The 18,001-nt window shown below is 62.6% G+C and carries 17 protein-coding genes; 12 read left to right on the top strand and 5 right to left on the bottom strand.

Annotated features, from left to right (window positions below):
- The first annotated feature begins 60 nt into the window (after positions 1–60).
- Complete coding sequence (locus ACP7AL_RS08280; protein WP_425990544.1) at positions 61–2,526, top strand: CoA transferase; 2,466 nt, start codon at positions 61–63, stop codon at positions 2,524–2,526.
- Positions 2,527–2,661: 135 nt separating this feature from the next.
- Here the strand turns inward: ACP7AL_RS08280 and ACP7AL_RS08275 are convergent, their stop codons facing one another.
- Together ACP7AL_RS08275 and ACP7AL_RS08270 are read right to left on the bottom strand one after the other, a co-directional pair.
- Entirely contained in the window at positions 2,662–3,111 is a 450-nt protein-coding gene (locus ACP7AL_RS08275; RefSeq protein ID WP_425990542.1) for a secondary thiamine-phosphate synthase enzyme YjbQ, read from the bottom strand.
- 16 nt (positions 3,112–3,127) lie between these two features.
- Positions 3,128–3,556 carry a DUF1810 domain-containing protein gene (locus ACP7AL_RS08270; RefSeq protein ID WP_425990540.1) on the bottom strand — a complete coding sequence of 143 codons (429 nt, stop codon included), beginning with the start codon at positions 3,554–3,556 and terminating at the stop codon, positions 3,128–3,130.
- Between the two features lie 88 nt (positions 3,557–3,644).
- On the opposite strand from ACP7AL_RS08270, the gene ACP7AL_RS08265 reads away from it, so the two are divergent.
- A complete protein-coding gene (locus ACP7AL_RS08265) occupies positions 3,645–3,932 on the top strand; it encodes a DUF3551 domain-containing protein (protein ID WP_425990538.1) in 288 nt (95 codons plus the stop codon).
- Between the two features lie 27 nt (positions 3,933–3,959).
- Here the strand turns inward: ACP7AL_RS08265 and fcl are convergent, their stop codons facing one another.
- The gene (gene fcl, locus ACP7AL_RS08260) at positions 3,960–4,904 is read right to left on the bottom strand and encodes a GDP-L-fucose synthase (RefSeq protein ID WP_425990536.1); all 945 of its coding nucleotides are present in this window, start codon (positions 4,902–4,904) and stop codon (positions 3,960–3,962) included.
- Between the two features lie 366 nt (positions 4,905–5,270).
- On the opposite strand from fcl, the gene ACP7AL_RS08255 reads away from it, so the two are divergent.
- The 6 genes from ACP7AL_RS08255 to ACP7AL_RS08230 all read left to right on the top strand — a co-directional run bounded on the left by ACP7AL_RS08255 (position 5,271) and on the right by ACP7AL_RS08230 (position 11,292).
- Positions 5,271–6,506, top strand: coding sequence for a branched-chain amino acid ABC transporter substrate-binding protein (locus tag ACP7AL_RS08255; protein WP_425990534.1), 1,236 nt, complete (start codon positions 5,271–5,273; stop codon positions 6,504–6,506).
- A 104-nt stretch (positions 6,507–6,610) separates the two neighbouring features.
- Positions 6,611–7,558, top strand: a complete 948-nt coding sequence (locus tag ACP7AL_RS08250; protein ID WP_006021569.1) for a branched-chain amino acid ABC transporter permease — start codon at positions 6,611–6,613, stop codon at positions 7,556–7,558.
- Positions 7,555–8,856 carry a branched-chain amino acid ABC transporter permease gene (locus ACP7AL_RS08245; protein WP_425990531.1) on the top strand — a complete coding sequence of 434 codons (1,302 nt, stop codon included), beginning with the start codon at positions 7,555–7,557 and terminating at the stop codon, positions 8,854–8,856. The genes ACP7AL_RS08250 and ACP7AL_RS08245 overlap by 4 nt, the downstream gene beginning before the upstream one ends.
- Positions 8,853–9,617, top strand: a complete 765-nt coding sequence (locus ACP7AL_RS08240) for an ABC transporter ATP-binding protein (protein ID WP_024920799.1) — start codon at positions 8,853–8,855, stop codon at positions 9,615–9,617. The genes ACP7AL_RS08245 and ACP7AL_RS08240 overlap by 4 nt, the downstream gene beginning before the upstream one ends.
- On the top strand, positions 9,617–10,312 hold the full coding sequence (locus ACP7AL_RS08235; RefSeq protein ID WP_006021572.1) for an ABC transporter ATP-binding protein: 696 nt from the start codon (positions 9,617–9,619) through the stop codon (positions 10,310–10,312). Before ACP7AL_RS08240 ends, ACP7AL_RS08235 begins: the two co-directional genes overlap by 1 nt.
- 56 nt (positions 10,313–10,368) lie before the next feature.
- Complete coding sequence (locus ACP7AL_RS08230; protein ID WP_425990528.1) at positions 10,369–11,292, top strand: cation diffusion facilitator family transporter; 924 nt, start codon at positions 10,369–10,371, stop codon at positions 11,290–11,292.
- A 98-nt stretch (positions 11,293–11,390) separates the two neighbouring features.
- On the opposite strand, the gene ACP7AL_RS08225 is transcribed toward ACP7AL_RS08230, so the two are convergent.
- Positions 11,391–12,275, bottom strand: a complete 885-nt coding sequence (locus ACP7AL_RS08225) for an SDR family oxidoreductase (RefSeq protein ID WP_425990526.1) — start codon at positions 12,273–12,275, stop codon at positions 11,391–11,393.
- Between the two features lie 96 nt (positions 12,276–12,371).
- Between ACP7AL_RS08225 and ACP7AL_RS08220 the strand changes: the two genes are divergently transcribed.
- Positions 12,372–13,211, top strand: a complete 840-nt coding sequence (locus tag ACP7AL_RS08220) for a helix-turn-helix transcriptional regulator (RefSeq protein ID WP_425990524.1) — start codon at positions 12,372–12,374, stop codon at positions 13,209–13,211.
- A gap of 50 nt (positions 13,212–13,261) precedes the next feature.
- On the opposite strand, the gene ACP7AL_RS08215 is transcribed toward ACP7AL_RS08220, so the two are convergent.
- Complete coding sequence (locus tag ACP7AL_RS08215) at positions 13,262–13,936, bottom strand: Crp/Fnr family transcriptional regulator (protein ID WP_425990522.1); 675 nt, start codon at positions 13,934–13,936, stop codon at positions 13,262–13,264.
- Positions 13,937–14,204: 268 nt separating this feature from the next.
- Here ACP7AL_RS08215 and ACP7AL_RS08210 point away from each other — a divergent pair, with 268 nt between their 5' ends.
- The 3 genes from ACP7AL_RS08210 to ACP7AL_RS08200 are packed head-to-tail and all read left to right on the top strand — an operon-like array spanning position 14,205 to position 17,835.
- Entirely contained in the window at positions 14,205–15,017 is an 813-nt protein-coding gene (locus ACP7AL_RS08210; RefSeq protein ID WP_425990520.1) for an ABC transporter ATP-binding protein, read from the top strand.
- Positions 15,014–16,945: a long-chain fatty acid--CoA ligase gene (locus ACP7AL_RS08205; protein WP_425990518.1), complete on the top strand. Its 1,932-nt coding sequence runs from the start codon at positions 15,014–15,016 to the stop codon at positions 16,943–16,945. The genes ACP7AL_RS08210 and ACP7AL_RS08205 overlap by 4 nt, the downstream gene beginning before the upstream one ends.
- Positions 16,942–17,835: a branched-chain amino acid ABC transporter permease gene (locus ACP7AL_RS08200; protein WP_024920803.1), complete on the top strand. Its 894-nt coding sequence runs from the start codon at positions 16,942–16,944 to the stop codon at positions 17,833–17,835. Before ACP7AL_RS08205 ends, ACP7AL_RS08200 begins: the two co-directional genes overlap by 4 nt.
- Positions 17,836–18,001 lie beyond the last annotated feature (166 nt).

Genomic DNA, 18,001 nt, shown 5'->3' with positions numbered 1-18,001 from the left:
AGCTTTTCACCAAGATCAGGCACCCTGCAAAAAACAAAGCCAATAAAAGACAGGGATCAAATGTCCTCTCTCCCCCTCTCCTCCCTCCGCATCGTTGAACTCGGATCGGGCGATACGCTCGGCTATTGCGGCAAGCTGTTTGCGGATTTCGGCGCGGAGGTCATCAAGATCGAGCCGCAGGGCGGCGATCCGGGCCGCCGCATTCCGCCGCTGGCCGACGTGGGCGAAGGCAGGCGCGAGAGCCTCACCTTCGCGTGGCTGAACACCAACAAGAAAAGTATCATCGCCGATCCGGAAACGGCCGACGGTGCGAGCCGGATTCTCGACCTGCTCGCCGGCGCCGATCTGCTGCTGGATGCGCGGCATCCCGACGAGATCAAGGCATCGCAGATCTCGCACGACCGCCTGCGCAAGGCCGATCCCGGACTCGCGATCACCGCGATCTCATGGTTCGGCGAACACGGCCCCTATCGCAATTATCTCGCGACCGATTCCGTGTGCCGCAGCCTCGCCGGGCTGGTGAAATTGGTCGGCCCGGTCGAGGGCCCGCCCGTGCTGCCGCGTGACGGACAGATCGGCGTGGTCGGCGGACTGACCGCGTTCATTCCAACCCTCGCCGGGCTTTACGGCTACGGACATGGCGCACGCCGCTTCGCCGTCAATAATCTCGAAGCCATGCTTCACATCAGCGAGTTCGACACCGGACTTGCGCTTGAGTCAGGCTTCACGCGTCCGCGCGCCGGCATCAACCGGTTCGGCCGCGGCTATCCGTCCGGCAACTTCGTCACCAAGCATGGCTGGCTCGGCGTCACGGTCGTCACGCCCGCGCAGTGGGTTGGATTTTGTACCATGCTCGACATGCCCGAGCTTGGCGCCGATCCGAAATATTCGGCGACCATCGGCCGCTTCATGCATGCGGACGAACTGAAGGCGATCATCACGCCGGCGCTGCTGAAGAAGACCGCGCTCGAATGGTTCGAGATGGGCATCGAGCTGCGGCTTCCGCTCGCCGTGGTGCCCGACATGAAGGAACTGCTCGAACAGGATGTGTATCGCGAACGCGGCGCATTCGGGCCGGTGGAGATCGGCACGGCGTCGTTCGAGGGCCCGGTGCTTCCGCAGTATCTGACGCTCTCGCGGCCGAAACCCAATGGCCGCGCGCCGCTGGCCGGGGCGGACGACAAGGCCGCCCTGCCCGCGCATCAGCGCAAGGCGACGCGCGCCGCGACACCACAGGATGCGCTGCCGCTGAACGGCCTGCGCATCATCGATCTCACCATGGGCTGGGCCGGGCCGACCGCGACGCGCCAGATGGGCGATCTCGGCGCGGACGTTATTAAAGTGGAGTCCTGCCAGTATCCGGACTGGTTCCGCGGCACCGACACCCGCCCGCCCTATCATGAAGAGCGGACCTACGAGAAGACCTACTGGTTCCAGATGAACAACCGCAACAAGCGCGGCATCACGCTGGACCTGACCACCGAAGCCGGTCTCTCGTTGCTCAAGCGCCTGATGAAGGACGCCGACGCGGTGATCGACAATTACGCCGCCGATGTGATGCCGCGCCTCGGCCTCGGTGTCGAAGACATTCTCAAGATCAATCCGCGTCTCGTTGTCGTGACCATGCCCGCCTTCGGCATGACGGGAAAGTGGAGCGGCGTGCGCGCCTATGGCTCGACACTCGAACAGGCATCGGGTTTGCCATCGGTCACCGGCGGCCCGGACGATCCGCCGGTGATGCTGCATGCGGCGATCGGCGATCCCATCGGCGGCCTGAATGCTGCCGCCGCTTTGCTGCTGGGTTTCATGCAGCAGCGGAAAACCGGCGAAGGCCAGCACATCGATCTCAGCCAGGTCGAGTGCATGCTGCCGATGGTCGCTCCGTCGATTCTTGAGCAGTCAGCCACCGGCGCGACGAGCCCGCGTATCGGCAACCGCCATCCGCAATATGTGCCGAACGGATGTTTTCCCACGCTCGGCATCGATCAGTGGATCACGATCGCGGTGCGCAGCGATGACGAGTGGAAAGCGCTCTGCGGCGTGATGCGGCGCGCGGATCTGGCGGGCGATTCCAGGCTCGCGACTGTCGAAGGCCGGCGCGAACACGAAGATTCCATCGAGGTCGCGATCCGGCACTGGCTCGCCGACGTGCGCCCCGATATCGCGATGGTGACATTGCAGAAGGCCGGCATTCCCGCAGGCATTGCCAAGCTGCCGCAGGATCTCGCCAGCGATCCGCATCTGCTCAAGACCGGCCACTGGCAGCCGAGCGACCGGCCCTTCATGGGTCCGCACCTGTTGCCGTCGGTCGCCTATCGCGAGGGCGATTCACAGTTGCCCTATGCGATCACCCATCTCGCGCCGACGCTCGGCCAGCACAATCACGAGGTGCTGCGCGAGGTGCTGGGACTGAGCGATGCCGAGATCGCCGAGCTGGAGCGCAGCGAGATCATCGGCACCGAGGCGACCTTGCCGAAACCGAAGACAAAGAAGAGCGACGGCAAGACCGCGAGCGCGGCGAGTTAATTCCTCAAGCACGTCATTCCGGACAGGACGCGCAGCGGACTGATCCGGAATCCAGAAGAGTTCATCGGAAGCAACTTCGGGATTCCGGGCTGGCTCGCAAGTGCGAGCGCCCCGGAATGACGGTGATGATACTCTCTAGCTTCCCATAAACTGCATCACCACCTCGCGGCTGTGCGGCCGCGCGCGGTGCTCGATCAGATAGATCGCCTGCCAGGTGCCGAGCGCGAGCGCGCCGTCGATTACCGGGATTTGCAGGCTGACCGAGGTCAGCATGGTCTTGATATGCGCGGGCATATCGTCCGGGCCCTCGACGGTGTGACGCCAGCCGCCATCGGCGGGCGCGAGCCGCCGCAGCGACGTGAGCAGATCGGCCAGCACATCGGGATCGGCATTCTCCTGAATGGTCAGGGATGCAGACGTATGCCGGATGAACAGGCTGACAGTCCCGGCTCTTCCACTGGCCTGCTTCAGAAACCGCGCGACCTCGCGCGTGATGTCGGTAAAGCCCTCGCCCTTCGTCGGCACGGTCAGCACCGCGCTGGCGATGGTCTCGACGCCGGTTGAGAGAACGGGTGTCTGCTTCATGCCTGTTTTCTTTGCTTCATGGATGCTCAAGCCGCGCGATTGTCGCCTCATCGAATTCGCCATCGTAGTATTTTTGCAGGGCCGTGACGAAATCTGTGTTGTCGGGCGTCACGTTGGCGAACAGCGTCATCGACGATTTGAACTTCATGTCGTCGGGCGAACCCAAAATCGCGTGGATATCCTTGCCCGCAACGGCACTCACCAGTTGCGTGCATTCGCGCAGCCGTGGCCCAAGCACCGGATGCTCAAGATACGCCACCGCTTCTGCGCGCGAACCGATGGCATACCTTTGCGCCATCGCGCTGAATCCGAGACCTTCGATCTGCGGGAAGATGAACCACATCCAGTGGCTTTGTTTCCGGCCAGCACGCAACTCCGAGACCACGCGCGGATATACCGGCGCCTGCGCCGCCATGAACCGCTCAAGATCGAAATCATCGTTCATCGGCTGTTCCCGTGCCGGACGCGCCAAGGATATTGCGGAACCTGGACCTGGCCGGAGGGGTTATTCCTGAACAGCACGGGAGGTTCCCATGAAGCTCATCTCCGCGGTCCTGGTCGCCATCGGCGGTCTCGCGATCCCCGCAGCCGGCCTCGCCTCGCCACTTGTCGGCGCGACGTCGCCATCAACTGCGTCAGCCAATGATAAGGCCTTCTGCATCCGGACAAAGGGGGACGTTAGCCGTCCGGGCGAGTGCCTGTTTGCGTCCTATAGTGAGTGCAAGCAATCGGGCGCTGCGGTCTTTGCCGACTGTTATCGAAACCCGCGCTCGGCAAACGCCAGACAGATGCGCAAGAACCCCGCACCGTCATCGCAGTAGGTCCGGAAAGCTTTCGCCGTCACAGCGTTACCGCTGTTCCTTGAGGAACGCGGCATAGGCGCGCTTCATGCCCTCGTCGAGCGAGGTCGTGGCGCGCCAGCCGAAATTGGCAAGCTTGCTCACGTCGAGCAGCTTGCGCGGCGTTCCGTCCGGCTTCGACGTATCGAACACGATCCTGCCGGTATAACCGACGGTCCGGGCGACGACGTGAGCGAAATCGGCGATGGAAATATCTTCTCCCGAGCCGACATTGATGAGACCGCCCTCGGAATAATTTTTCATCAGATGGATCGACGCGTCGGCCATGTCGTCGACATAGAGAAATTCGCGCCGCGGGGTGCCGGTGCCCCACACCACGACCTCCGCCGCGCCGGTTTCCTTCGCTTCGTGAAAGCGGCGGATCAGCGCTGCGACAACGTGACTGTATTCGGGATGATAGTTGTCGCCGGGACCATAAAGATTGGTCGGCATGATGCTGATGAAGTCGCTGCCGTACTGGCTGCGATAGGCCTCCGCCATCTTGACGCCGGCGATCTTGGCGATCGCATACGGCTCGTTGGTCGGCTCCAGCGTATCGGTCAGCAGCGAATCCTCGCGCAGCGGCTGCGGCGCCAGTTTCGGATAGATGCAGGAAGAGCCGAGAAACAGCAGCTTCTCGACGCCCTGCACATGCGCCGCATGGATGACGTTGGTCGCGATCAGGAGGTTCTCGTAGATGAACTCTGCGCGCAGGGTGTTGTTGGCGACGATGCCGCCGACCTTCGCGGCGGCGTGCAATACAACCTGCGGGCGCATCGCCGCGAACCACCTGTTGACGGCGGCCTGATCGAGCAGATCGAGTTCACTGCGCGAAGCGGTGAGGATTTCGACATTCTCGCGCGCAAGCCGGCGCACCAGGGCGCCACCGACCATCCCCCGATGGCCTGCCACAAAGACGCGCTTGCCCTTCAGATCAAACGGCAACGCGGCCATCGGCAACCCCAAAACGCGACCCGGCCGGCCGCAACTCTTTCATCAATGCTGGCATACAAAATCCCGGCTGCCCGAATTACCAAAAAGCAGTTCGGCGGAAAATACAACTGTCACCGAGCGCGATCGTGCACATGTTGGTCGCGGGCGCCGGACGGATGGTTTCGGGGGCTCTACCACACGCGCGCCGGGACCGGCAAATTAAGCATTCCCCATCCTGCCCAAGACCGGGGCTTGCGGCCTGCGGGCCCTTGGACCACAATCCGTTCCACGAAATGGCCGCGGACGGCACCAGATCAAGATCCTGCGATCAAGATCTTGACCGTCCATCAAACAGGCCGTTCTCAAAGAGAATTCAGGGAGATGAAAATGCGTAAAATGATGATGGCTGCGGCAGTCGCGCTTCCCATGCTGGGCGGAGCGGCGATGGCCCAGGACACTGTAAAAATCGGCTATATCGACCCGCTCTCGGGCGGCGGCGCCAGCGTCGGCGAGGTCGGCCTCAAGACCTTCCAGTATCTGGCCGAAGAACTGAACGCCAAAGGCGGCATTCTCGGCAAGAAGGTCGAGATCGTTCCGCTCGACAACAAGACCAACCCGCAGGAAAGCTTGATCCAGGCCCAGAAGGCCATCGACTCCGGCGTGCGTTACCTCACCCAGGGCAACGGCTCTTCCGTGGCCGGCGCGCTGAGTGACTTCGTCACCAAGTACAACGAACGCAACCCCGGCAAGGAAGTGCTCTACTTCAACTACGCCGCGGTGGACCCCATCCTCACCAACGACAAGTGCAGCTTTGCGCACTTCCGCTGGGACGCGAATTCCGACATCAAGATGGAAGCCCTCACCAACTACATGAAGGGCGTTCCCTCCATCAAGAAGCTGTACCTCATCAATCAGGATTATTCGTTCGGCGAATCCGTGCGGACCACGGCGCGTGCGATGCTGAAAGAGAAGCGTCCTGACATCGAGATCGTCGGCGACGAAAAGCACCCGCTGCTGAAGATCACCGACTTCGCGCCTTACATTGCGAAGATCAAGGCGTCGGGCGCCGACACCGTGATCACCGGCAACTGGGGCCAGGACTTCGCACTGCTGCTGAAGGCCGCGGCTGACGCGGGCCTCAAGGTTGGCTGGTACACCTACTACGCAGGCGGCGCCGGTGGCCCGACCGCGATCAAGCAGGGCAACCTCAACGATCAGGTGTTCACGATCGTCGAAGGCTACGCCAACATCGACCACAAGGAATCGATCGAGTTCGAGAAGGCGTTCCGCGCCAAGTACGCTGGCCAGACCTTCTGGTATCCGCGCGCAGCGAACGAAATGCGGATGTTCGCGGCGGCGGCCGAGAAGGCCAAATCGCTTGAGCCCGTAAAGGTCGCTGCAGCCCTCGAAGGCCTGGAATTCGAGGTCTTCACCGGCGGCAAGGGCGTCATGCGCAAGGACGATCACCAGTTCTTCCAGCCGATGTACGTCGCCCAGTTCGGCGAACTGAAGAACAAGGAGCCGTTCGACGAAGAGAAGACCGGCTGGGGCTGGAAGGGTGTCGCCAAGATCGAGACCGACAAGACCATCCTGCCGACCACCTGCAAGATGACCCGCCCATAAGAGGTCACTGCAAGCTGGCTTCTTTCGCCAACTAGTTGTGTTCGCCCCGGCGCCTGCCGGGGTGAACACGGGACCTTCATGTATCCGGGGGGAGTGCTGGGGTCGTGCTCGAGCTTATCGTCATATCCACATTGAACAGCGTCCTGTTCGGGATGCTGCTGTTCCTGATGGCCAGCGGCCTGACGGTCATCTTCAGCATGCTCGGCGTGCTGAACTTCGCGCATGCGAGCTTCTATATGCTCGGCGCATTCTTCGGATTTCAGATCAGCCGGTGGTTCGGGTTCTGGCCTGCCCTTCTGATCGCCCCGATCCTCGCGGGCATCATCGGCGCGGGCGTCGAGCGCTACGGCCTGCGCCAGGTTCACCGCAACGGCCATGTCGCCGAACTGCTGTTCACCTTCGGCCTCGCATTCGCGATCGAGGAAGTAGTGCAGATCATCTGGGGCAAGAGCCCGGTCGATTTCCGCGTGCCGCCGCTGCTCGATTTCCCGGCCTTCACGATCTTCTCGACCAACTACCCCGCCTACAAGATGTTCATGCTGCTGGTGTCGATCGCCATCTTCATCGCGCTGCTGGTCGTACTGAAGCGGACGCGGGTCGGCATGATCGTTCAGGCCGCCCTCACCCATCCGCACATGGTCGGCCATCTCGGCCACAATGTCGGACGCATCTTCATGATGGTGTTCGGCGTCGGCACCGCGCTCGCTGCAGTCGCCGGCGTCATCGCAGGCCCCGCGCTGGTCACCCAGTCGAACATGGCCGGTCTTCTCGGACCCATCCTGTTCGTGGTCGTGGTGGTCGGCGGGCTCGGCTCGCTGCCGGGCGCATTCATCGCCTCGCTTCTGATCGGCTTCGTGCAGACCTTCGCGGTCTCGATGAACGGATCGCTGTCGGAAGTGTTCGGTCCGCTCAGCCCTGCCTATGCATCAACATGGCTGGCTGACATCTGGAACGTCACTGTGGCGCAGATCGCGCCGATCATGCCCTATGTGCTGCTGGTGCTGATCCTCGCGCTCCGTCCGATGGGTCTGTTGGGGACGCGTGAAACATGAGCAACATCACCTCACGCGCCGCGCCGCCGCCACCGACCGCTGCCGACAATCTCAAGTTCTACGGGCTGTGGGCCGCTGTCGCGATCTTCCTGCTCGTGCTGCCCAAGGTCTTCGGCTCGGGCGGCGCCCTGACGACATTCAGCCTGATCGGCATCTCGATCATCTTTGCGCTATCCTACAACATCCTGCTCGGCCAGACCGGCATGCTGTCGTTCGGCCACGCAGTCTATTACGGCCTCGGCGGCTTCCTGGTCATTCACGCCATCAACATCATCGGCGCCAACAAGTGGGCGATCCCGCTGCCGCTGGTGCCGCTGGTCGGCGGACTCACGGGCCTTGTGTTCGCGATCCTGCTCGGCTGGGTGTCGACACAACGCTCAGGCACGGCATTCGCCATGATCTCGCTCGGCGTCGCCGAACTGGTCGCCTCCTCCGCGCTGATCCTGCGGACGTTCTTCGGAGGCGAAGCCGGCATCTCGGCCAACCGCACCAAGCTGCTGAGCTTCTTCGGCTGGAACTTCGGCCCGCAAATCCAGATCTACTATCTGGTCGCGGCCTGGACGCTGATCTGCATGATCGCGATGTACGCGCTGACCCGCACGCCGCTGGGACGGATGTGCAACGCGGTCCGCGACAACCCGGAACGCGTGCAGTTCGTCGGCTACGATCCGCATGTGGTCCGCTATATCGCGTTCTGCTTCTCGGGCTTCTTTGCCGGCATCGCAGGGTCGCTCGCCGCCATCAACTTCGAGATCGCGAACTCCGCCTATCTCGGCGCGGTGCAGTCCGGCACGGTGCTTTTCGCGGCCTATATCGGCGGCATCGGGTTCTTCATCGGCCCGATCGTCGGCGCGATCTTCGTCACGATTCTCTCGCTCGGCCTGAGCGACCTGACGACGGTGTGGCAGCTCTACTTCGGCCTGTTCTTCATCGCGGTGGTGATGTACGCGCCAGGGGGCATCACCGGCCTTTTGATGATGCATCGGCCGCTCATCAGGGGCGGCACGCTCGGCAGCGTGCTGCCGTCCTATGCCGTGGCGCTGGTTCCCACGCTTGCGCTGATGATCGGACTGATGCTCGGGATCGAATGTATCGTGCACTACACGATGAATCCGATGGATGATCCGAACATCAAGGCGTTCGGCATTCCGTTCAATGCCGCAAGCCCGCTGACATGGGCCACGTCGGTGATCCTGATCGTCGGCGGCTTCTTCGTCTCGCGGATGACATGGAAGCGGGTCGCCGTGGCCTGGGATGAGGCGCTGACCGTAGCACGTGCGAAGGAATTGGCAGCATGACCTCGGACGTGAAGCCCAACGCCATCGAAATCCGCGACGTTCAGAAGAGCTTCGGCATCACCAAGGTGATCCGCGACCTCAATCTGAAAGTGGCGCAGGGCGAACGCCATGCCCTGATCGGCCCGAACGGCGCCGGCAAATCGACCACGTTCAATCTCATCAGCGGCTACATGGCGCCGACCAGCGGCGATGTCCTGATGCGCGGCGAAACCATCTCGGGGCTGCCGCCCTACCAGATCAACCGCCGCGGGCTGTCGCGCAGCTTCCAGGTCACGAACGTCTTCGCCAACATGACGGTGTGGGAGAACCTGCGCTGCGCCGTGCTGTGGGCCACGGGACACAAATACGCGTTCTGGAAAAGCGTCGACAAGCTGCCGGAAGTGCGCGAGCGCACCGCGCAGATTCTGGAAGACATCAGCCTCACCTCGCGGCGCGACATCCCGGCCGGTCTTCTGACCTATGCGGAACAGCGCGCGCTGGAAATCGGCATCACGATTGCGGGCGGCGCCGATGTCATCCTGCTGGACGAGCCGACCGCGGGCATGAGCCATGCCGAGACCGAGCGTGCGGTGGATCTGATCCGCCGCCTCACCGTCGGCAAGACCCTGCTGATCGTCGAGCACGACATGAGCGTGGTGTTCGGCCTCGCCGACCGCATCTCGGTGCTGGTCTATGGCCATATCATCGCATCCGGAACGCCTGAGGAAATCCGTAACAGTCCGAAGGTCAAGGAAGCCTATCTGGGCGAGGAAGCTGCGTGATGTTGGAAGTCCAGGATCTGCACGCCTATTACGGCAAAAGCCACATCCTTCAGGGCGTCGATATGCATATCGGCGCCGGCGAGGTCGTCAGCCTGCTCGGGCGCAACGGCGTCGGACGCTCGACCACGGTCAAGGCGATCATGGGCGAAGTGCCGCCGCACGGCACCATCAAGTTCAAGGGCCAGGACATCGCCGGTCTGCCGAACTACAAGATCGCGCATCTCGGGCTCGGCTACGTGCCGGAGCATCGCGACATCTTCCCCGGCCTCACCGTGCGGCAGAACCTGCTGCTCGGGATCAAGGACACCAAGCGTCCGGGCAAGTGGAAGCTCGAGGACATGCTCGAGATGTTCCCCAACCTCAAGGCGCGCGCCGATACGGCCGCAGGCGTGCTGTCCGGCGGCGAAAAGCAGATGCTGACCATCTGCCGGACGCTGATGGGCGATCCCGAACTCATCATGATCGACGAGCCGACCGAAGGGCTGGCGCCGCTGATCGTGCAGCAGGTCGGCGACCTGATCGCGGAAATCGCCAAGCGCGGCGTGGCGATCCTTCTCGTCGAGCAGAAGCTGTCCATCGCCATGCGGATCTCCCACCGGCTCTATGTGATGGGCCATGGACGGATCGTGTTCGAGGGCACCCCGGCCGAGCTCAAGGCCAACCAGGCCGTCCGCAAGGAATGGCTGGAAGTGTGATACCCTCCGCCCCGCGATGGAGACCTTGACGTCGCGGTAGTGCCGGATGCGTTCGCATGACCGAGCAAAGTGTTCTGCGCCTGTCGATCGCCGTGACCCTGGCTCTCGCAGGGATGGGGATTCTGTTCGGCCTTCTGTCAGGCTCCTACGCCATTGTTTTCGACGGCGTCTATGCGCTGATCGACGCTGTCATGACCATCCTCGCCCTGCTGGTCGCCAACCTGATCGCGGCATCCACCCGGGAAGGCGGCTCCAAATCCCGGCTCATCGCACAGTTCACCATGGGCTTCTGGCATCTGGAGCCGATGGTCCTCGGTCTGAACGGCATTCTGCTGATAGGCGCGGCGATCTACGCGCTGATCAACGCCATTGGAAGCCTGCTGACCGGCGGGCGCGAACTCGCCTTCGATCAGGCGATCATCTACGCCGTGGTAATCACCCTCGCCGCGGTCGGCATGGCGGTCTTCGATGCGCGGGCCAACCGGACCATCAAATCCAATTTCGTGGCGCTGGACGCCAAGGCATGGATGATGTCGGCGGCGCTGACCGCCGCGCTGCTCGTTGCCTTCATCTTCGGCTACCTGATTCAGGGCACCAGCCTGAAATGGCTGTCGCCCTACATCGATCCTGCCGCGCTGGCCATCGTCTGCCTGATCGTGATTCCGATTCCGATCGGCACGGTGCGTCAGGCGCTGGCCGACGCCCTGCTGGTCACGCCGCCCGATCTCATGCAGCACGTCGAGGCCATCGCCAAGCAAATCGTGCTGCGCTATCAGTTCCTGTCATACCGCGCCTATGTTGCGCGGGTCGGCCGCGGCCGGCAGATCGAGCTCTATTTCATCGTTCCCATGGGCCTGCCGGCCAGACGGCTTGAGGAATGGGACAATATCCGCGACGAGATTGGCGAGGCCATCGGCAACGACACGCCGGACCGCTGGCTCACCATCGTGTTCACGACCGATCAGGAATGGGCGGAGTGACTAAACGTTGTAGTCATTGCGAGCGAAGCGAAGCAATCCACCTTTAAGACGAATGGATTGCTTCGTCGCTTGCGCTCCTCGCAATGACGATCTGCTGTTCACACCTCGAAATACGCCTTCTGGTCGATATCCGTGAGCAGATCGGGATGCGTCGGCTGCCAATTCAGCAGTTTGCGCGTGCGTTCGCTGGAGGCAGGAATATCCATGCCTGCGAAACGCACGAACCAGCCGAAGTGATCCTCGGCTTCCTCCGGCGACTTTGAGACCACCGGCACGCTCAGCCACCAGCCGATCACGCGCGCAATCTCCTTGAACGGCACGCCTTCATCGGCGACGGCATGATACGGACCGCCCGCTGCACCGCTTTCCAGCGCGAGCCGATAAAGCCGCGCGGCATCGAAGCGATGCACGCCGGGCCAGCGGTTCGATCCATCGCCGATATAGGCCGAGACGCCTTTCTCGCGCGCGAGCTTGATCAGGTTCGGAACGAAACCGTGATCGCCCGCGCCATGGGTCGACGGCGCAAGCCGCACGGCAGTGGCCCGCACGCCCCGCGCGGCAAGCGCTTCAGCCGCCGCTTCCGACAGGCGGGGAAAACCCGGTGCAGGACTGTCGGCCTCGGTGGCAATGCGGCCGGGCGCAACCAGCGCCAGACCCGATGTCACCAGCAGCGGTCGTTCCGACCCTTCAAGCGCCACACCCAGCGTCTCGATCGCGCGCCGGTCCATCTCGCAGTTCTCCGCAAACTTCGAGAAGTCGTGATTGAAGGCGAGATGGATCACACCATCCGCTCCGATGGTGCCCTGACGCAGGCTGGCGAGATCCTGCAGATCGCCGCGATGCACCTCCGCACCCGCCGCAGTCAGTGACGCCGCGCCCGCGTCGGAGCGCGCAAGGCCGAGCACCTTGTGCCCTGCTCCGATCAATTCCTGAACCACGGCCTCGCCGACAAATCCGGTCGCGCCGGTGACAAACACACGCATAGACATTCTCCTTCATCGAACGGGACAAATGTCGGGCTTTGCGTTATGCTGGTAAAGTAGTGACTTTATACGGGTATAATAACTAACAGGCAGACCATGACGGAGACAGGCGGCAATCTGCTTGGGACCTATTTGAAGGACCGGCGCGCGAAACTCGATCCGGCTTCCTTCGGTCTGCCGCTCAGGCGCAGACGCACGCCCGGCCTGCGGCGCGAGGAAGTGGCGCAGCGCGCCAATGTCAGCGCGACCTGGTACACATGGCTTGAACAGGGCCGCGGCGGCGCGCCGTCCGCCGATGTGCTGGACCGCATCGCGCGCGCGATGATGCTGACCGATATCGAGCGCGAGCACATCTTCCTGCTCGGCCTCGGCCGCCCGCCCGAAGTCCGTTATCAAACGCCCGAAGGTGTCACGCCGCGCCTGCAGCGCGTGCTCGACGCATTTGAGGTCAGTCCCGCCTTTGTGAAAACCCCGACATGGGATGTCGTCGCGTGGAATAAGGCGGCTGCGGCGGTGCTGACCGATTACGCGCAACTCGCGCCCGAGCAGCGCAATATCCTGCGGCTGATCTTTCGCGACTCCGGCGTGCGCTCCCGGCAGGATAACTGGACCAATGTCGCGCGCTTCGTGGTCGCCGCGTTTCGCGCCGATGCCGCCCGCGCAGGAGCGACAAATGCGATTCAGGGACTGGTCGATGATCTGGGCCGCGAAAGCCCGGAGTTTGCGGCGATGTGGCGCAACAACGATGTGCGTGCGCATGGCGACGGCACCAAGACGCTGCATCATCCCGAGGTCGGGCCGCTGCAGATGGAATACTCCGCCTTTGCCGTCGATGGCCGGCCAGATCTCGGCATGGTCATCTACAATCCATTGACCAAAGGCGATGCCGACAAGATCAGGACGTTGATGAAGGGAAAGAAGAAGGCGTCGCGGTGATGGCAACCCGTCGTCCGGCCTTGGCCGACGCGGAGATAGATCGCGAAAACCTATTCCCCGTATGCCCGCAGTTTTTCGAGATCCACCACTGTCACCCCGCCGTATTCGAGCCGCAGCAGCCCTTCCTTCTCCAGCGTCTTGAGGCATTGGTTGGCGTTCTGCCGCGAGATGCCGGAAATCGCGCCGAGTTCTTCCTGCGTGATGTCGAGATGGCGCGAGTGGTCTGGATACAGGATCGGATTGAACAGCGAAGCGATGGAGCGTGCGAGGCGGGCTTTCGCATCCAGCATCCGGCCGTATTCGACCAGACCCATGAACTGGCCGAGGCGCTCATTCAATAACCCGACCAGGAAGCGATTGAAGGCCACGCTGTTCTCGAACAGCCAGACGAAGGTCGCGCGATCCATCAGTGCGAGGCGGGTATCGCGCAGGGCCACCGCGTCATAACGCCTCGCCTCGTTCTTCAGGACGGTCCCCTCGCCGAACCACGCGCCGTTGGTCATGCCGGTGAAACTGACGGCCTTGCCGTCACGCGACCCGGTTCCGATCCGCACCAGCCCGGTGACCACGCCCATCCAGTATTCGAAATGATCGCCGCGCATGCAGATGAATTCGTTCGCGCCGAACGTTTTCTCAATCACGCCGGCGCGCGCGACGTCGATTTCCCGCTCGTTCAGGCCGCGCGACCAGACCGCAATGCGCTTGAGGTATTCCGCAGAAACCATGCTGTCCCGATCGCCCCTCGCGTCATGCTGCGACGCGGCATAACGTCTTTTGGTATACCGCGCGCGCTGTGAAATTGCCCAATGAATTGTCAGGCACAAGACATTTCAATGTCGCGGATTGCCGTAAGGACGGCTACGGCAAATGCGTCCTGCGGCGCAAAACATCAATAGTAGAATGGCTTGCCTGGGCCCCCCGGTATAGGATCGGGCCCATGGTGTCGAACCATAGATAAAGAGCGCGCCAAGCGCCGTATCTGGGAGGAATTGAGTGGCTTACGCATTGGAGGTGCGGGGGGTCTCACTGCGGTTCGGCGGCGTGCGCGCCCTGACCGATGTGAGCTTCGGCGTCAACGAAGGCGAACTGTTTTCGATCATCGGCCCCAACGGCGCCGGCAAGACCTCGATCGTCAACTGCGTCTCCGGCCGCTACACCCCGACGGAAGGACAGCTTTTCTATCAGGGCCACGACATTACGGGGCTGAAGCCGAATGCGCGCGCCGCGCTCGGCATCGGCCGCACGTTCCAGAATCTCGCCCTGTTCCACCACATGACCGTGCTCGACAACATCATGGTCGGGCGGCATCACCTCCTGAAAAACAATTTCATCACCGGCTCGCTCTACTGGCTGACCGGCGCACGGCGCGAGGAACTCGAACACCGCCGCAAGGTGGAAGAGATCATCGACTTCCTCGATCTGCAGTCGGTGCGCAAGGCGACCGCGGGAACCCTCTCCTATGGCCTGCGCAAGCGCGTCGAACTCGCGCGCGCCATGGCACTGGAGCCCAAACTCATTCTTCTCGACGAGCCGATGGCCGGCATGAACTTCGAGGAGAAGGAAGACATGGCCCGCTACATCGTCGATCTCAATGAAGAGTACGGGATGACGGTGATGATGATCGAGCATGACATGGGCGTGGTGATGGATATTTCCCATCGCGTCACCGTGCTGGATTTCGGGCGCAAGATCGCCGAAGGCCTGCCTGCCGACGTGCTGGACGATCCGCATGTGCGCAAGGCCTATCTCGGCGAGGAAGACGAAGTCCTCGACGACACCAATCCTGTCGCGGAGGCCACGGCATGATGGATTATGCAAGCCGCGTCGCACAGGCCGACACCTACCCCAAGATGCTGCGGCTCAATGCGGCGGAGCACGGCAACGAGATCGCGTTGCGCGAAAAGGACTTCGGTCTCTGGCGCGTCTTCACCTGGAACGACTATCAGAACCGCGTGCGTGATTTCACGCTGGGCATGGTCGAGCTCGGCATCAAGCGCGGCGACGTGATCGGCATTATCGGCGACAACCGGCCGGACTGGGTCGCCGCCGAAATCGCGGCCCACGCCGTCGGCGGCATGTCGCTCGGCATGTACCGCGAGTCGCTGCCCGAGGAAGTGCTGTATCTTCTGACCTACGGCGAAACCAAGATCGTGTTCGCCGAGGACGAAGAGCAGGTCGACAAGCTGCTCGAACTTGGCGACCGCGCGCCGCACCTCAAGCACATCGTCTATTCCGATCCGCGCGGAATGCGCAAATACAGCGATCCACGCCTGCTCGACGCCGACAAGCTGGCGAAGATGGGCCGCGACCGCGCCGCGCGCGAGCCGCAGCTTTACGATCAACTGGTGGACGCGACCAAAGGCGATGACGTCGCCATTCTCTGCACGACATCGGGCACCACGTCGAACCCCAAGCTCGCCATGCTTGCGGCGGGCCGCGTGCTCAGCCACTGCGCGAACTATCTCGCCTTCGACCCCAAAGGCCCGGACGACGAATACGTCTCGGTGCTGCCGCTGCCCTGGATCATGGAGCAGGTCTACGCGCTCGGCAAAGGTCTGCTCTCGCGGATGAAGGTCAACTTCGTCGAAGAGCCGGACACGATGATGAACGACTTCCGCGAGATCGCGCCGACCTTCGTGCTGTTCGCGCCGCGCATCTGGGAAGCCATTGCCGCCGATGTCCGCGCCCGCGTGATGGACGCGTCTCCGCTCAAGCAGCGGCTTTACGATGTCGGCATGAAAGCGGGCCTTGCCGCGCTGGCCGAAGGCAAGCATTCCGCTCTTGCGGACACCCTCCTGTTCCGTGCGCTGCGCGACCGTCTCGGCTTTTCGCGGCTGCGCTCGGCGGCGACCGGCGGCGCGGCGCTCGGCCCGGACACCTTCAAGTTCTTCCGCGCCATGGGCGTGCCGCTGCGCACGCTCTACGGCCAGACCGAAACGCTGGGCGCGTTCACGCTGCACAAGCCCGACGAGGTCGATCCCGACACCACCGGCGTGTCGATGGCCGACAGCATCGAGATCGAAATCCGCGATCCCGACATCAACGGCGTCGGCGAGATCGTGGTGCGCCATCCGAACATGTTCTCCGGCTACTACAAGAACGAAGCCGCGACCGCCGTCGATATGCGCGACGGCTGGATGCATTCCGGCGACGCCGGCTACTTCAACAAGGCGAAGCAGCTTGTGGTCATCGACCGCATCAAGGATCTGGCGCAGACCTCGCGCGGCGACCGTTTCTCGCCCCAATACATCGAGAACAAGCTGAAGTTCTCGCCCTATGTTGCCGAAGCCGTGGTGCTGGGCGACGGGCGCGACTATCTCGCGGCCATGCTCTGCATCCGCTTCTCCATCGTCTCGAAGTGGGCGGAAAAGAACCGGTTGTCCTTCACCACCTACACCGACCTCTCCTCGCGGCCAGAGACCTATGAGCTGCTGCGCAAGGAAGTCGAAGCGGTCAACGCTACGCTCCCGCCGGCGCAGCGCATCTCCAAGTTCCTGCTGCTCTACAAGGAACTCGATGCCGACGACGGCGAACTGACCCGCACCAGAAAAGTGCGCCGCACCGTCATCAACGAAAAGTATGGCGACATCATCAACGCCATCTATGGCGACAGACCCGACATCGACATCGACACCGTGATCCGCTTCCAGGACGGCACCACGCAGCGCATCCGCTGCACCCTGCCGGTGATAGACCTCGGAACGCGAAACAAGACGGCGGAGGCGGCCGAGTGAACACCCAGCTTCTGATCCAGCTTCTCATCAACGGCCTCGTGGTCGGTACGCTCTATGGCGTCGTCGCGATGTCGTTCGTGCTGATCTACAAGGCCACGCAGGTGGTGAACTTCGCGCAAGGCGAACTGCTGCTGATCGGCGCATGGGTGTGCTGGTGGCTGCTGACCAAATATCAGGTGCCGTTCTATCTCGGCATGCCGATCACGCTGGTGTTCATGTTCCTGTTCGGCATCGCGATCCAGCTCGTGATCCTGCGCCCGATGATCGGCGAGCCGATCATTTCGGTCATCATGGTGACCATCGCGCTGTCCACGGTGTTTTCCGCGCTGATGAAATGGATGTTCGGCGTCAACCTGCAGCCGTTCCCGCCGGTCTTCCATACCAAGCTCATCAACATCTTCGGATTGCAGGTGCAGACCGTCTACCTCCTCAGCCTTGCGGTGTCGGTGGCGATGATGGGCGGCATGGCCTGGTTCTTCAAGGTCTCGAAGTATGGCCTCGCCATGCGCGCGACAGCCTTCAACCAGCAGGTCGCGCAGTCGCTCGGCATCTCGGTGAAAAGCGTGTTCGCGATGGCCTGGGCAATTTCCGCCACGGTGTCCGCAGTGGCCGGCGTCGTCGTCGCCGTCGTCAACGGCGTGTCGGCCGGCCTTGCCGCCTACGGCATCAAGGTGTTCCCGGCGGCGATCCTCGGCGGCCTCGACAGTGTCGGCGGCGCGGTGATCGGCGGCATCATCATCGGGCTGCTCGAGAACCTCGCGCATTTCGTCGACAGCGAATACCTGCACTGGGGCAATCTGTTCGAGATCGCGCCGTTCTATGCCCTCATCATCATCCTCATGATCAAGCCTTATGGCCTGTTCGGCACCAAAGACATCGAGCGGATCTGATCATGAGGATGGCACACGTAACATTTAAGGTCTGCCACCGGCTCGATTTACCCCCTCTCCCCGTGGGGGAGAGGGTTGGGGTGAGGGGGTTACATGCCTCCGCAACGCGCGCCCCGTCCCCCCTCACCCGCCGCGCTTCGCGCGTCGACCTCTCCCCCGTGGGGAG

The organism is Afipia sp. DC4300-2b1 (genome assembly GCF_049895725.1).
GTDB lineage: Bacteria > Pseudomonadota > Alphaproteobacteria > Rhizobiales > Xanthobacteraceae > Afipia > Afipia broomeae.
The sequence above is the reverse complement of the archived record's forward strand: the minus strand, read 5'-3'. Positions and strand labels throughout refer to the sequence as shown.